Origin of the sequence: Candidatus Poriferisodalis sp., from assembly GCF_965208895.1 — a bacterium.
Lineage (GTDB): Bacteria > Actinomycetota > Acidimicrobiia > Acidimicrobiales > Poriferisodalaceae > Poriferisodalis.
This window is the reverse complement of sequence record NZ_OZ242363.1, coordinates 2627183-2642339: the sequence shown is the minus strand read 5'-3', so window position 1 is coordinate 2642339 and position 15157 is coordinate 2627183. Positions and strand designations below refer to the sequence as shown.

The following is a 15157-nucleotide window of genomic DNA, read 5'->3' as shown; positions in this document are numbered from 1 at the left end:
GATTCTCGTGATATACAGACGGCATGAGCGAACGAACAATGTCCGACGAACATAAGGCTGCAATCGCTGCGGGGCGCATCGAGGCTACGGCAGTGCGGGATTATCTCGAGGCAGTCGAGACTCACCGGCCCAAGCCCGGACGCCGACCGAGCGCTGAGTCCCTCAAGGCAAAGCAGGCTGCAATCGACGTCCAGATTGCCGATGCGAAGCCGATCCAACGCTTGAACCTGATGCAGGAACGTCGGGACGTCGAAGCAGCCATCGAGGCCCTGCAAGTCGAACCGGACATGGCCGCGGTCGAAGAGGGCTTTGTCACCCACGCCGCCAACTACGGGCATCGCAAGGGAATCCAGTACGCCACCTGGCGTGAATTCGGGGTCCCCGCGGACATGCTGGCCCGTGCGGGCATCACACGGGGCGGCTGACACTTCAGACCACCCGGCCGTCGGCACTTGAAGTTTCGATCCTCACGGTCGTCATTCCCCTTCAAGCCGAACGGCGATCGACGACTTGACGAGTGCTCGCTGCTGCTTCGAGCAGCGCCTCGAGCAGCCTGCAGCCGTCCGTTGATCCCAATAGTTCCGAGGTGGCCCGTTCAGGGTGGGGCATGAGACCCACGACATTGCCCATCTCATTGCAGATGCCGGCAATGTCATCCAACGATCCGTTGGGATTGCCCACGTAGCGCATCACTACTTGGCCTTTCTCGCGCAAACGCTGCAACGTCAGGCGATCACACACATAGTTCCCTTCGAAGTGGTTAATGGGGATGTGCAGCACCTCCGACGTCGACAGTCCATGCCCTAGGGCATGGTTCACCGACGCCATCACTACCTGCTGCGGCTGGCACAAGAACGAGAGCCCCGCATTCGGTCGTAGCGCTCCGGGCAGCAGACCTGCCTCGGTCAGCACTTGGAACCCATTGCATATGCCGACGATGGGACCGCCGGCGCTCGCAAATGACGCCACTGCGTCCATGATCGGCGAGAAGCGGGCGATTGCTCCCGTTCGCAGGTAGTCGCCATGGGCGAATCCGCCTGGGATGACGACAGCATCGACACTTCCGAGCGAGGTCTCGTCGCTGTGCAGCAGCACAGTTCTCGCCCCCAATTCAGCGAGCGCGTCGAGTGTGTCGAGATCGCAGTTCGTGCCGGGAAACCGCACGATGCCGACCGTGACGCTCACGGACTGGGTTCCTGCGCTGCGGGTTCCTGCGCTATCGGTTCTTGCGCTACGGCGCGCAATTCGATACGGGTGTCTTCGATCACCGGATTCGCCAGCAGGCGATCGCACATCTGCTCGGTCACTGACCGGGCCTCAGCGGCGTCCGCTGCGGAGACCTCCATGCGAATGGCTTTGCCGACCCGCACCTCGCCGACGCCCGCAAATCCCAACGCTGCGAGGGCACGTTCAATCGTGGTTCCCGCCGGATCGGCAATCTCAGCGCGCGGCGAGACTTCCACCAAGACATCCCAGCGACTCATGGGGCAGTTGCTCCGCTCAGCACGCCCGATTGCGTCAACCAGTCGTCGAACGACTCGCCGGTCAGCGTCTCGTATGCCTCGATGTACCGGGCACGGGTGGCGGCCACCACGTCGTCGGGCAGCGGCGGGGGCGGCGGCTCTTTATTCCAGCCGGTGGCTTCGGTGGCGTCACGCACCGGCTGCTTGTCGAGCGACGGCGGCGATGCGCCCGGCTGCCAGTGATCCTTGGGCCAGAAGCGGGACGAATCGGGCGTGAGCCACTCGTCGGCGATGACCAGGGTGCCGTCCACGTAGCCCAGCTCGAACTTGGTGTCGGCGATGATGATGCCCCGCTGCGAAGCGTGAGCGGCCGCCGTGCTGTAGGCATCGACGCACACTTTCTGGGCGGCGGCGGCGGCTTCATCACCGACCAGCTCTGCGGCAGCGGCAAAGGAGATGTTCACGTCGTGCCCATCGGTCGCCTTGGTGGACGGCGTGAAGACCGGTTCCGGAAGCTGCTGCGATTCGAGCAGCCCGGCCGACAGTGGCTCGTCGTGCATGGTGCCGTGCTCGCGGTATTCCTTCCACGCCGAACCGGTGATGTACCCGCGCACGATGCACTCGATCGGCAGCATCTCTGCCCGGCGGACAAGGAGAGCCCGGCCGGCGAATTCGGGTCGCCGCGCAGCGGCGGGGAAGTCGCCAGGGTCGGTCGAGACCACATGGGTCGGTGCAATGTCGCCGAGCCAGGTGGACCACCACGCCGTCATGGCGGTCAGGACGCGGCCCTTGTCGGGCACCGGTTCGTCGAACACCACGTCGAAGGCCGAGATACGGTCGCTTGCGACCATCAGCAGATGCCTGTCGTCGACGCGGTACATCTCGCGCACCTTGCCGCGGTGGACGAGTTCGAGCTCGCTCACGTTGCTCCTTTCATCGGGCCTGTCTCATCGGGTCTGGCATCGGGCCGTGATCTCCGAAGCGCCGTCTCGCCGCGTTCACAGCACCTCGCCCCCTTCATAGGCCACAGCCGGTCCGTATCGCTCGGCGATCTTGCCTGCCGCAGCGACGAACTCGTCGACTTGATCGGCGGCACGACCGCTGAAGGAAGCGGGGTCGGCGAGTGCCGATTCGATGTCGCCGGCGCTGAGCGCCAGCACGGGGTCGGCCGCGAGCCGCTCGGCCAGATCGTTCGTGGCGGCGTTGCCCTCCCGCAGCGACAGCACTGCGGCGGTCGCGTGCTCGGCGATTCGCTCGTGCGCCTGCTCGCGGCCCGTGCCCGCGGTGACAGCAGCGGCGAGCAGGCGGGTCGTCGCAAGGAACGGCAGGTACTCGGCCAGCTCTGCCGCGATGCGCGCAGGGAAGGCACCGAACCCGTCCAGCACGCTGAACGCCGTCTCGAGTGCGCCGTCGAGTGCGAAGAAGGCGTCGGGAAGCACCACCCGGCGCACGACCGAGCAGCTGACGTCGCCCTCGTTCCACTGATCGCCGGCCAATTGCGATGCCATCGTGAGATGCCCTCGCAGGATGACGGCGAGACCGCTGATGCGCTCGCAAGACCGGGTATTCATCTTGTGCGGCATGGCCGACGAACCGACTTGGCCGGGCTCGAATCCCTCGGTCACCAGCTCGTGGCCGGCCATCAGGCGAACGTTGAGCGCCAGGTTGGCGAGCGGCGCTGCGGCGACGACGAGCGCGGCAACGACATCGAGGTCGAGCGAGCGCGGATAGACCTGCCCAGCCGACCCCAGCACGCGGCCGAATCCCAGCTCATCGGCGATCCGGCGTTCCAGGCGGTCGACCGCTGCGGGATCGCCGCCGAGCAGTTCCAGCAGGTCCTGCTGGGTGCCGACCGGTCCGCGCAGCCCGCGCAGCGGGTAGCGGCCGATCAGCTCTTCGAGGCGTTCGATGGCCACCATTGCCTCGGTGCCGATGGTGGCCCAGCGCTTGCCGAGCGTGGTCGCCTGCGCAGGCACGTTGTGGGAGCGGGCGGTCATCACGAGGTCACGGTGGGCAGCGGCCAGGGCGGCGACGCGCGTGACGAACGCCGCCATGCGCTCAGTGACCAGCTGCAAGGCTGAGCGCACCTGGCACTGCTCGACGTTCTCGGTGAGATCTCGCGAGGTCATAGCGCGGTGAATCTGCTCATGGCCAGCCAGCGCGCAGAACTCCTCGATGCGTGCCTTGACGTCGTGCCGGGTGATCCGCTCGCGTTCGGTGATGGAATTCAGGTCGACCTGGTCGATCACCTCGCGGTAGGCCTCGAGCGCGCCGCCGGGAACGTCGACGCCTGCGTCGCGCTGGGCTTCGAGCACCGCTATCCACAGACGGCGTTCGAGAATGATCTTGTGGCGTGGCGACCACAGCTCGGCCATCTCGCCAGAGGCGTAGCGCGTCGCCAACACGTTGGCGACGACGTCGGGGCTCATGTCGGCGTCACCGGGCACCCGCGGCGCGGAATTCCGCCAGACCCCGGGCGAGCCCCGCATCGGTCACCGCCAGGATCTCTACGACGAGCACCGCAGCATTCGCCGAGCCGTTCACCGCAACAGTCGCCACGGGGATGCCCTTGGGCATCTGCACCGTCGACAGCAATGCATCGAGCCCGTCGGCAAGGCCGCCGCTGAGCGGCACGCCGATCACCGGCAGAGTCGTGTGTGCGGCCACCACGCCAGCGAGGTGCGCTGCCATGCCGGCTCCGCAGATGATCGCGGCAAATCCGGCATCCCGTGCTGCAGTCGCGAACGACATGACGGCTGCCGGCGTCCGGTGGGCGCTCATCACCTCGGTCACATGGTCGATGCCGAACCTGTCGAGCATCTCGGCGGCTGGCGCCATCTTCGGCGCATCGTTCGGCGAGCCCATCAAGATGGCGACCTTCATTGCTTGGCTCCCCTGACCCACATCGACTCAGCTTCCATACTTCCCCGCTCTTGTGCGCTGCGCTCACGGGCCGCTCGGGCCACGGCTTCGCCGAACGGCTCAGCCTCTGAGTCTCGCCGCCCGGAGTCGGTGGCGGGGAGATTTCCGCACTCATGCCACAAGCGCCGAACAGCACCCATCGGCCCCTTCATCGGTTGCCTCCGGCGGTGGCTGCGGCCTCGGCCGCAGCGATGTCGGTGCGGTAGGTCATGCCGGGCCAATGAAGGTGCTGCACGGCTTGGTAGGCGCGGTCGCGGGCCGCCGCGACATCGGGGCCGCGGCCGCACACGTTCAGCACCCGGCCGCCGCCGGTCACCAAAGACCCGCCAGACCCAGCCTGACCGTCCGCGGTCCCGACACCCGCACAGAAGATGGTGACGCCGTCAACCTCACGCGCGCGCTCGAGGCCAGAGATGACGTCGCCGGTGCGCGGTGCAGCCGGGTAGCCCTCCACAGCACAGACGACACACACCATGGCGTCGTCGGAGACGATGATCTCGTCGCTCAGCTCGCCCGCTGCCGCCCCGGCCAGCAGCAATGCGAGGTCGTTGGTGATGCGCGGCAGCGTGACCTGTGCCTCGGGATCGCCGAAGCGCACGTTGAACTCCAGCAGGCGGGGTCCGTCGGGCGTCAGCATGAACCCGGCGTAGAGCACGCCGCGGTAGTCAACGCCCCGCCGGGCCAGCTCGGCCAGCGTCGGCTCGAACGCCAACGCGCCCAGTTCGGCGCAAACAGCCCGATCGACATCAGCCAGCGGCGAGACGCAACCCATGCCGCCGGTGTTCGGCCCCGTGTCGCCGTCACCGACGCGCTTGTGGTCACGCACCGCTGTGGGCAGCAGTACCGCTCGGCGACCGTCACAGAGCGCGAACAGCGACACTTCGGGGCCTCGCATCCCTTCTTCGATGACGATGCGGCGACCGGCGTCCCCGAATGCGGTGCCGTCGAGCTTGGCGTCGATGTCGGAATGGGCTGATGCCACGTCGTCGGTGACCAGTACGCCCTTGCCGGCGGCGAGTCCGCTCGTCTTGATGACATACGGCGGTGCCAGCGTCTCGAGGTAGGCGTGTGCTGCGCGGCGCTGCACCGGCTCGCTGGCGAAGGTGGCATAGCCCGCCGTGGGCACCCCCGCAGCGCTGACCACTTCCTTCATCCACGCCTTGGAGCTTTCGAGCGCGGCGCCATCTGCACCCGGTCCGAACACGAGGCGGCCCACTGCCCGCAGGCGATCTGCCAAGCCATCAGCCAGGGGACCCTCAGGTCCGATGACGTACAGGTCGGCGTCGATCTCGGTGGCGGTGGCGGGAGTGCTGCCGGCTATGCCGGGGTTTCCGGGGGTGACAACGACATCGGCTGTCGCGGCCAGGGCACTCGCAAACGCGTGCTCGCGCCCACCCTGGCCAACCACACAGACCCTCACCGGCGCTTCCTGACTCAAGCCGCGAAGCGGATGTACTGCTCGCGGCCCGGACCGACGCAGACATAGCGAATCGGCAGACCAAGCTGGCGTTCGAGGAAGACGATGTAGTCGACGGCCTGGCGGGGAAGCTGCCACCGCTCGGTAACCCGCTCGAGCGGCGTCTTCCAGCCGGGCAGCGTTGCGTAGACCGGTCGGGCGCGATCGCACAGCGAGCGCAGATGCGGCAGGTAGTCGTAACGGCGGCCATCCACCTCATAGGCCACGCACACCTTGATCGTGTCGAGTTCGTCGAGCACGTCGAGCTTGGTGAGCGCGATCTCCGTGCAGGCGTTGAGACGGGCAGCCTGGCGGCCCATCACCGCGTCGAACCAGCCGCAGCGGCGCCGACGGCCGGTATTGGTGCCGAATTCAGCGCCGCGCTCGACCAATTCGTCGCCGACTTCATCGTCCAGCTCGGTCACGAACGGCCCCGAACCGACTCGGGTGGTGTAGGCCTTCGCAATGCCCATCACCTGATCGACGGCGCCAGGCCCGATGCCCGCGCCCACCAGCGCGAAACCTGCCACCGGGTTCGAGGAGGTGACAAAAGGGTAGGTGCCGTGGTCAAGATCCAAGAAGGTGGCCTGGGCGCCTTCGAACAGCACGCGCTCGCCCGCATGCAGCGCTTCGTGCAGCCACCCGACGGTGTCGGCCACCAGCGGCCCCAGCCGTGGTGCCACCTCGGTGATGAGCTGGTCGGCCAGCTCATCGGGATCGACACCGGGATGATCGTGCACCCGTTGCAAGTAGGCGTTGCGATCCGCCAGCACGCTCAGCAATCGGGAGCGCAGCGCCATCGGCTCCAGCAGATCTTCGACGCGCAGCCCCACCCGTGCCGCCTTGTCGGCATACGCCGGCCCGATGCCGCGCTTGGTGGTGCCGAGCTTGGCGTCGCCGCGCTTCGCTTCGGCGAGCTCATCGGCGATCTGGTGGTAGGGCAGCACGAGATGCGCCGCGGGGCTCAGCATCAGCCGGCCGCAGTCGACGCCCCGGCGCCCGAGCATGTCGATCTCGTCGATCAGCACCCACGGGTTGATGACCACGCCGTTGCCGATGATCGGCGTCACGTGGTCATAGAGCACCCCGCTCGGGATGAGCTGCAGGGCGAATGTCTCACCGTCGACGACGATCGTGTGCCCGGCGTTGTGGCCGCCCTGGTAGCGGACGACATGCTGGCATTCCTTGGCGACGATGTCGACGATGCGGCCCTTGCCCTCATCGCCCCATTGCATTCCGACGACGATTGAGCCCGGCATGCGCGGTATCGCTCAGCTTGGCTGGCTGAGGTCCGGGCTGCGGACGGCGCAAACCGGATCACGGCGGATGCCTGCGGTCGGACACATCGCGGCGCATTCGGGGTGAGACCCAGCTGCGGTGCCCTTCGTCACTTGGCCAGTGTAGGAGGGCGATCAGAACACCGCATTTCAGGCGCTTGAGGTCGCCGATCGTATGATTTGCGGTCCCCGCTGATTGCCAAACCCCGCGAGCCCACGATGCTTCTTGTCCATGGCGTCTGCCACCACGGTGCCCTCGTGGTATGGGCCGAAGCCTCCGATGCCGCTGACACGCTGCCCGCGAGCTACCCCGATGGCCTCACCCACCGGCCGCACCCGTTCGCAGCTGCCGCGTCCGTCCTCGCCAAGGCGATCCGGAGCACCGAAGCCGATCTTCGCATCACCGCGCGCCGCGGGCGGCCGGTCGCGATGTGGCTTCCGAGCACGGCCGATGCGCCGGTCGCTTCGAGCACGATCATCAAGCCCGCTGGCGAGGGTGACCCTGGCGCCATCTGCAGAGCCCCCTGGACGGTGCCCGCACTGCGCCTGGCGCCGACTGAGGCGATTGCGCTGCTGCGGGCAGTGTGCCGTGACCGGCATCTGGCCTCGGGGGTATTCGCGGGCACAGACCTACGTTTCTGGGCGGAAGACGCATTCAGATTCGCGGCCGCGCTCGTAGCCCGACAGCAGTTCCTGCCGGGCATCGCGCTCGACCCGCGGGGAGCACGAGCAGTCTGGGAACCGGTATGCACCGGCGCCGACGGCGAGCGCATGGCGGCCATCGCCGCTCGCATGCCGGGGTCGGCACGGGCAGCAACTGATCCGGACGCGCAGACAGCCCCCGACGATCCGTCAGTCGAAGTCCTGCGCCAAGCGCTCACCGTGCTGGTCGACCATCTGGTGCGCAGCACGGCCAGCGCGGCCGACCGCCCCGCCGGCCGTCTCGGCGCAGACTCCCACGACCTCTGGCTCGAGGCGTTGCTGGGCACAGACGGCCTGCTTGACCGCAGCGTCGACGCCGAGCACATGGCGGACCAAATTGCCAAGTGGCGCCGTCCAGTGGCCGCCGCGGAACGTTCCCCGTTCAGGCTCTGCTTCCGGCTGGAGGAGCCGGAAACCGCGCTGGACGCCGACTCCCCACCGGACGCCGACCCGCCGCAGGAGGACGCTTGGCGCGTTCGTTACCTGCTGCAGCCGCATGCGGACCCCAGCCTGCTGATCTCCGCGGCAGACGGATGGCAACCAGACATCGGGGAGATGGTGCCCTTAGCGGTCTCCGAGAGCGGGACGCGAGAATCCTTGCTGGTGGGTCTCGGACAGGCTGCAGGGATCTCCGCGCGCGTCGCCGGCAGCCTCGACCACGCGAACCCCGATGGCTTCAGCCTGAACACGACAGAGGCGTACGACTTCCTGAGCGAGGAAGCCCTTGCCCTCGAGGAGGCAGGCTTCGGCGTCCTCTTGCCGTCGTGGTGGGCGCGTAAGGCGACGGGGTTGCGCCTGAGCGCGCGGGCGAATACCTCCGCTCCCGCGGTGCAGTCGGGCAGCGGCATTATGTCGCTGGACGCGATCGCGGACGTCGATTGGGATCTGGCGCTCGGCGATCATCGCCTCACCGAAGACGAGATCGAGGCCTTGGCCACGATGAAGGCGCCCCTCGTGCGCCTGCGCGGACAGTGGATCGCGCTGAACTCGAATGAGATTCAGGAGGCAATCCGGTTCTGGCAGACTCGCGGCGAGCATCCGTCGACGCTTCGCGACATCGTCCAGATGCATATCGGGATGCCCGTCGGCGGCGGCGGTCCGCAGCTTGACCATGTCGAGGCAGCAGGCCCGCTGGCTGATCTGCTGGGACGTCTCCGCGGCGGCGACGCAGCTCTCACCGACATCGACGCTCCGTCGGCGTTCGCGGGAACGCTTCGCCCGTACCAGGCGCGGGGTTACGCATGGCTGTGGTTCCTGCGCCGCTGGGGCCTCGGCGGCTGCCTGGCCGACGACATGGGACTCGGCAAGACCATTCAGGCGCTGGCGTTGTTCCAACGCGACTGGGAGTCCGGCAGCGACATGCCGACCTTGCTCGTGTGCCCGACTTCTGTGATCAACAACTGGATCAAGGAGGCCTCGCGGTTCACCCCGGACCTGCCGGTGATGGTGCACCACGGCCCTCGCCGGGCCCGCGGCGAGGCCTTCGGCGAGCGCGCCGGACGTCATGCTCTCGTGGTCACCAGCTACGGCTTGCTGCAGCGAGACATCGAGTTCTTGCGCGAGCAGTCTTGGCGCGGCGTCGTGCTCGACGAGGCACAGCAGATCAAGAATCCCCACACTGCCCAAGCGCGTGCCGCCCGCTCCTTGACAGCTGACTATCGCGTCGCCCTCACCGGCACGCCAGTCGAGAATCACCTCGGCGACCTGTGGTCGGTCATGGAATTCCTGAATCCGGGCTTCCTTGGCACCCTGACGGACTTCAAGCGCAACTTCTTGGTTCCGATCCAAGCAGAACGCGACGCCGACGCTGCTCAACGACTGCGCCGCGCCACAGGGCCGTTCATGCTGCGCCGGGTGAAGACCGATCGCGCCATCATCAAAGACCTGCCCGAGAAACTCGAAGCCAAGACGTACTGCGCCCTGACCGCCGAGCAAGCATCGCTGTACCGCGCCGTGCTGATCGATACCGAAGAGTCCCTCGAACACGCTGAGGGCATCGACCGGCGCGGTCTGATCCTCGGCGTGATGACGAAGCTCACGCAAGTCTGCAATCACCCCGCGCACTTCCTCGGCGACGACTCCGCAATCGACGGGCGTTCCGGCAAGCTCAATCGGCTCATCGAGATGATCACCGAGACCCTGGCGAGCGGCGAGCGTGCCCTCGTCTTCACCCGTTTCGTGACCATGGGCACGATGCTGCAGCGGCATCTCCAAGAGGTATTCGGCACCGAAGTGCTGTTCCTTCACGGCGGTGTGCCCAGAGCAAGCCGAGATCGCATGGTCGACCGCTTCGGAGACACCGACGGTCCTCCATTGTTCGTCTTGTCGCTGCGGGCCGGCGGCACCGGACTGAATCTGACTGCAGCCAACCACGTGTTCCACTTTGATCGCTGGTGGAATCCCGCTGTCGAGAACCAAGCCACCGACCGTGCGTACCGCATCGGCCAAGAGCGCAACGTGCAGGTCCACAAGTTCATGTGCGCCGGCACGCTCGAAGACCGGATCGACGAGATGATCGATCACAAGCGCGAACTCTCCGACCAGATCGTCGATGGCGGCGAGCGCTGGCTGACAGAGCTTTCCAACGACGAACTGCGCTCCGTGCTCACGCTGAGCCGCGATGCCGTGCGGGGGTGACGTTGCGATGAGCCGATCCGGTTTTGGCAGGTACGCCGACTATGGCCGACCGCTTCAGGCACGCGGCGGCATCAAGGCACAATCACGCCGCGGCGATTTCGCGCAGAACTGGTGGGCCCGTCGCTGGATCGAGGTCCTCGATGGCTTCGACATCGCATCACGTATCGCCCGTGCGAGAACCTATGCCCGTCGCGGCCAAGTCCTGACGATCGATGTCGGCATTGGCGAAGTGACAGCCCAAGTGCAAGGATCGCAAGCGCGGCCCTACCGAGTCTCGATCCGGGTCGCAACGCTGCACCCCGATGATTGGCGCAAGATCGCGTCGACGCTGGGCGAGCGGCCCGTATTCGCCTCCAGCCTGATCGCGGGGCGCATGCCCGATCGGATAGAAGACGCATTCGGGGAGTGGGGGCTTTCGCTGTTCCCTGCGGCGAGAAGCGATCTTCGCACCTCGTGCTCGTGCCCTGACCAGACGAATCCGTGCAAGCACATTGCTGCTGTCTACCTCTTGCTCGGCGAGGAATTCGATCGCGATCCGTTCCTGTTGTTTCAGATGAGAGGAATGCAGCGTGACGACTTGCTCACGCTCGCCGGTCTGCGCCTCGCGTCCTCGGACACAGATTCGGCACTCGCTCCCGCCGATCCGCTGCCAGAGGACCCCGAGGTGTTCTGGGGCCGGGCGTACGAACCCGACCCAGCACGAGTGGTGGGCGCCGCGAGAGTTCCGGCCGCGAACGCGGTCATCGCACGTCGTCTGGGGGGCTTCCCCTTCTGGACGGGTTCGACTCCCTTCTTGGCGACGCTGGAAACCGTCTACAGCGGGACAGCATCGGCAGCGCTGGACGACTTGGTCAGCGATGCCGAGTGATGCGCGTTCGGCATCGGCATGCCCGCCGAAGCGGCCCGCGAGCGCAGCGCGTGGCTGCGGCCCGAGCGACCCGTGAGCCCGATCACATCGCGCCCGATCACATTGCGATGGGGTACAAGCGCGAGAAACAAGAGGCTCAACAGGCTTGCGACAGCGGTGGCGCGTCATCGGGCTCGCAGGTCGACGCACCCGCCAGTTGCGAAAAGGCGCTCAGGCTGATCGAGCCGTCAATGCTGTCCGCCACCACGATGTCGCCCTCGGCGAAGGTGCCGTCGAGCAGCCCAGCCGCCAAGGGATCGGTCAGCTCGCGCTGGATCAGGCGTCGCAGCGGTCGGGCGCCATAGGCCGGGTCGTATCCGCGGTTTGCCAGCAACTCGGCGGCAGCCGTGCTCACCTTCAGCGTGATGTCGCGTTCGGCCAGACGCTGGCGCAAGATTTCGAGCTGCAGTTCGGCGATGTCAGCAACCTCGCCCCTGCTCAAGGAGTCAAAGCGGAGGATCTCGTCGACACGATTGACGAATTCTGGGGCGAAGAAATCGGCTGGCGCCACGGCCAGATTCGAGGTCATGATGAGCACCACGTTGGAGAAGTCCACCGTGCGTCCGTGGCCGTCGGTCAGCCGGCCGTCATCGAGCACCTGAAGCAGCACGCTGAACACGTCGGTGTGCGCCTTCTCGATCTCGTCAAGCAGCACAACTGAGTAGGGTCGGCGCCGGATCGCTTCGGTCAATTGGCCGCCGTCGTCATGGCCGATGTAGCCAGGCGGTGCACCGATCAACCGGCTGACCGAGTGCCGTTCGAGGTACTCAGATATGTCGATACGAACCATCGCACGCTCGTCGTCGAAGAGCGATTCGGCCAATGCACGAGCCAACTCGGTCTTGCCGACCCCGGTGGGTCCCATGAATAGGAAACTGCCGATGGGCCGATCGGGCTCGTTCAACCCGGCGCGGCTGCGACGGATGGCGTTTGCGACTGCGTCGACAGCATGTCGCTGGCCGACGACCCGGCGGGCGAGCGTCTCTTCGAGATGCACCAGCTTGCGCGCTTCGCCCTCCAGCAGCCGGTTCGTGGCGATGCCTGTCCAGCGAGACACCACTTCGGCGATGTCGTTGGCATCCACCTCTTCGCGAAGCATCCGCTTGTCGGCCTGCAGTCGTGCGAGCTCTCCGGCCGCCTCGTCGAGGCGGCGGTGCACTGACGGGAGCCGTCCAAAGCGGATTTCCGCGGCGCGTTCGAGATCTGTCTCTCGCTCCACCTGGGCAGCCAGCGACTCTGCCTCAGACTTCAACGTCCGGATCGCGCCGATGGCCTCCTTTTCCGATTGCCAGTGCGCCTTGAGCGCCGTCGCTCGCTCACGCTCAGATGCCAGTTCTTCGGCGATGTCGGAAAGTCGCTGAGATTTGTACCCCTGGTCGGAGGAGCGCCCATTGGTGGTCTCATCGGCGCTCAGCGCCAGCTCTTCGATCTCGAACTGGCGGATGCGGCGCTCGCAGATGTCGATCTCCAGCGGCACCGAGTCGATCTCGATGCGCAGGCGGCTAGCGGCTTCGTCCATGAGATCGATGGCTTTGTCGGGCAGGAAGCGTTCCCGCAGGTACCGGTCAGACAGCGTGACCGCCGCGATCAGTGCGGCGTCGGTGACGCGAACACCGTGATGCACCTCGTACCGCTCTTTCAGCCCACGAAGGATGGCCACCGCATCGGTCACGGACGGCTCACCCACATAGACCGGCGCGAAGCGACGCTCCAATGCGGCGTCGTGTTCGATGTGCTGGCGGTATTCGTCGAGAGTCGTCGCGCCGACGAGCCGCAGCTGGCCCCGAGCCAGCATCGGCTTCAACATGTTGGCGGCGTCGAGCGAGCTGTCGCCGCCGCCGCCGGCGCCGACCAGCGTGTGCACCTCGTCGAGGAACGTAATGATCTCCCCGTCGGATTTGACGATCTCGTTGAGCACGGCTTCGAGCCGCTCCTCGAACTCGCCCCGGTACTTGGCTCCCGCCACCATCGCAGCCAGATCGAGTGCGACGACGCGCTTGTCGCGCAGGCCCTCGGGAACGTCGCCTTCGGCGATGCGACGGGCCAAGCCCTCGACAATCGCCGTCTTGCCGACGCCCGGCTCGCCGATGAGGACCGGGTTGTTCTTGGTGCGCCTCGACAACACCTGGATGATCCGGCGGATCTCGTCATCGCGACCGATGACCGGATCAAGCTTGTCGTCACGAGCATCTGCGGTGAGATCACGGCCGAATCGCTCGAGCGCTTCGAAGGAATTTTCCGGAGTCGGCGATGTGGCGCTGGACGGCAGCGGATGATTGCGAGGATCGGCGTCATGATTCATACCTACTATTATATCAGCAAACTTGATAGGTAACGACTCAAGTTTGCCCTTGCCTCGGCGCTGGGGGCTATCCAGAGAGGTGCACGTCTCAACCCTGTGGATGCGGCCCTCCCCCGTGCCCCGAACCTGGTCGCGGGACCAGATCGGTCTGCGGCAGCGGCACCAAGTCGCGCCGGTACTGCCGGTGCGTCTCGGCCACGACAGCGGCGGCCTCGGCCTGCACATCGGCGAGTTTGCGCTCCAAGGCCGCCACACGTTCCTCCAGTTCCAGCACACGCTTGACGCCTGCCAGGTTGAGACCCTCGCTGGTGAGCTGGCTGATGCGGTTGAGCATGGCGATGTCGCGGTCGCTGTAGCGCCGGCTCCCGCCTGAGGTGCGTGCGGGCGCCACGAGGCCCTTGCGCTCATAGATGCGCAGTGTCTGTGCATGCACACCGGCGAGCTCGGCCGCCACGGAGATGACGTACAGCGCCCGGTTGCGCTCTGAAACAGACGGCGTTCGCCTCGGCTGTTCGCTCATGTTGTCGCTCCTGGCGCATCGGCGAGTGTCGCCGGCTCCGGGGCGGCATTGCGCTGTCGCCGGCTCGTGCCTCCTTCGAAATCAGTGACGTCACCCAGCGCCTCGATGGCGGCCTGCTCCGCGGACGACAGCTTCGTCGGCACCACTATCTCGACGCTCACGAGCAAGTCGCCGGTGCCGCGGCGGGTGGCGATGCCGCGACCGCGCACCCGGAAGGTCTTGCCCGAAGGTGTCCCCGGCGGGATGCGCAGCGTGACGGAGTTCCCGTCGAAGTCGAGCACTTTCACATCGGCGCCGAGAACGGCCTCGGGGAACGTGATCGGCACGCTGACGGTCAGGTTTCGGTCGTCTCGGCCGAAGTCGGCATCGGGTGCCACGTCGACGAGCACGAACAGATCGCCGTTCGGTCCCCCGCCCGAACCCGGCGAGCCCTTGCCCGCCAGCCTGATCCGCCCGCCGTCGTCGACGCCGGCGGGAATGCGGACCTTGACGTTCCGAATCCCACCCCCCGATGAGTCGGGCACCGCGACTTCCGTGACTGCTCCAAAGACCGCATCGCGGAACGAGATGCCGACACGGGTTTCCAAGTCGTGACCACGTATCGGCAAGGGGCCGCCGCGGCCGCGACCATTGCCGAACAGATGGCCGAATAGGCCGCCAACGTCACCGAGATCTTCGACCCGGACGCTGAAGCCTCCCGGGCCCGACGCGAAGCCGCCCGTGCGGGGGCCGAAACCAGCGGGCCCCAACCGGCGCGCCTCGTCGTAGGCAGTGCGCTTGTCGGCGTCGCCGATGACGTCATACGCCGCGGAGAGCTGCTTGAAGCGTGCCTCGTCGCCGTCGCTCGAGTCCGGATGGTGCTTGCGCGCGAGCTTGCGGTAGGCCTTGGTGATCTCCTTGCCCGACGTGTCGGGCGAGACGCCCAAGACCGCGTAGTAGTCGGTCTCGAACCACTCGCGTCGTGGGTCCAT

Annotated in this window: 12 protein-coding genes and 1 pseudogene; 3 read left to right on the top strand and 10 right to left on the bottom strand. The window is 66.6% G+C overall.

The features are described 5' to 3' along the window. Nucleotides 1–23 precede the first annotated feature (23 nt). A complete protein-coding gene (locus ACOGJB_RS11940) occupies nucleotides 24–425 on the top strand; it encodes a hypothetical protein (RefSeq protein ID WP_419837346.1) in 402 nt (133 codons plus the stop codon). Between the two features lie 61 nt (nucleotides 426–486). Here the strand turns inward: ACOGJB_RS11940 and purQ are convergent, their stop codons facing one another. From purQ to ACOGJB_RS11905, 7 genes are all read right to left on the bottom strand, one after another. After that, nucleotides 487–1185 (bottom strand): phosphoribosylformylglycinamidine synthase subunit PurQ, encoded by a 699-nt coding sequence (gene purQ, locus ACOGJB_RS11935; RefSeq protein WP_419837345.1) that lies wholly within the window; start codon nucleotides 1183–1185, stop codon nucleotides 487–489. Further along, complete coding sequence (gene purS, locus ACOGJB_RS11930; protein ID WP_419837344.1) at nucleotides 1182–1484, bottom strand: phosphoribosylformylglycinamidine synthase subunit PurS; 303 nt, start codon at nucleotides 1482–1484, stop codon at nucleotides 1182–1184. The genes purQ and purS overlap by 4 nt, the downstream gene beginning before the upstream one ends. Beyond that, nucleotides 1481–2386, bottom strand: coding sequence for a phosphoribosylaminoimidazolesuccinocarboxamide synthase (locus ACOGJB_RS11925; protein WP_419837343.1), 906 nt, complete (start codon nucleotides 2384–2386; stop codon nucleotides 1481–1483). Before ACOGJB_RS11925 ends, purS begins: the two co-directional genes overlap by 4 nt. 75 nt (nucleotides 2387–2461) lie before the next feature. Further along, nucleotides 2462–3892, bottom strand: coding sequence for an adenylosuccinate lyase (gene purB, locus ACOGJB_RS11920; RefSeq protein ID WP_419837342.1), 1431 nt, complete (start codon nucleotides 3890–3892; stop codon nucleotides 2462–2464). A 7-nt stretch (nucleotides 3893–3899) separates the two neighbouring features. Next, nucleotides 3900–4346: a 5-(carboxyamino)imidazole ribonucleotide mutase gene (purE, locus tag ACOGJB_RS11915; protein ID WP_419837341.1), complete on the bottom strand. Its 447-nt coding sequence runs from the start codon at nucleotides 4344–4346 to the stop codon at nucleotides 3900–3902. A 187-nt stretch (nucleotides 4347–4533) separates the two neighbouring features. Next, entirely contained in the window at nucleotides 4534–5793 is a 1260-nt protein-coding gene (purD, locus tag ACOGJB_RS11910; RefSeq protein ID WP_419837340.1) for a phosphoribosylamine--glycine ligase, read from the bottom strand. Nucleotides 5794–5819: 26 nt separating this feature from the next. Beyond that, nucleotides 5820–7100, bottom strand: a complete 1281-nt coding sequence (locus ACOGJB_RS11905) for an adenylosuccinate synthase (protein WP_419837339.1) — start codon at nucleotides 7098–7100, stop codon at nucleotides 5820–5822. Nucleotides 7101–7376: 276 nt separating this feature from the next. Here ACOGJB_RS11905 and ACOGJB_RS11900 point away from each other — a divergent pair, with 276 nt between their 5' ends. Continuing rightward, on the top strand, nucleotides 7377–10457 hold the full coding sequence (locus ACOGJB_RS11900) for a DEAD/DEAH box helicase (protein ID WP_419837338.1): 3081 nt from the start codon (nucleotides 7377–7379) through the stop codon (nucleotides 10455–10457). A gap of 7 nt (nucleotides 10458–10464) precedes the next feature. After that, nucleotides 10465–11325, top strand: coding sequence for an SWIM zinc finger family protein (locus tag ACOGJB_RS11895; protein ID WP_419837337.1), 861 nt, complete (start codon nucleotides 10465–10467; stop codon nucleotides 11323–11325). 136 nt (nucleotides 11326–11461) lie between these two features. Here the strand turns inward: ACOGJB_RS11895 and ACOGJB_RS11890 are convergent. The 3 genes and pseudogenes from ACOGJB_RS11890 to ACOGJB_RS11880 form a co-directional block, all read right to left on the bottom strand. Next, a pseudogene (locus ACOGJB_RS11890) lies at nucleotides 11462–13618 on the bottom strand (ATP-dependent Clp protease ATP-binding subunit); the annotation flags it as partial. 136 nt (nucleotides 13619–13754) lie between these two features. Continuing rightward, a complete protein-coding gene (locus ACOGJB_RS11885) occupies nucleotides 13755–14186 on the bottom strand; it encodes a heat shock protein transcriptional repressor HspR (protein ID WP_419837336.1) in 432 nt (143 codons plus the stop codon). Then, nucleotides 14183–15157: a DnaJ C-terminal domain-containing protein gene (locus tag ACOGJB_RS11880; RefSeq protein WP_419837335.1), complete on the bottom strand. Its 975-nt coding sequence runs from the start codon at nucleotides 15155–15157 to the stop codon at nucleotides 14183–14185. Before ACOGJB_RS11880 ends, ACOGJB_RS11885 begins: the two co-directional genes overlap by 4 nt.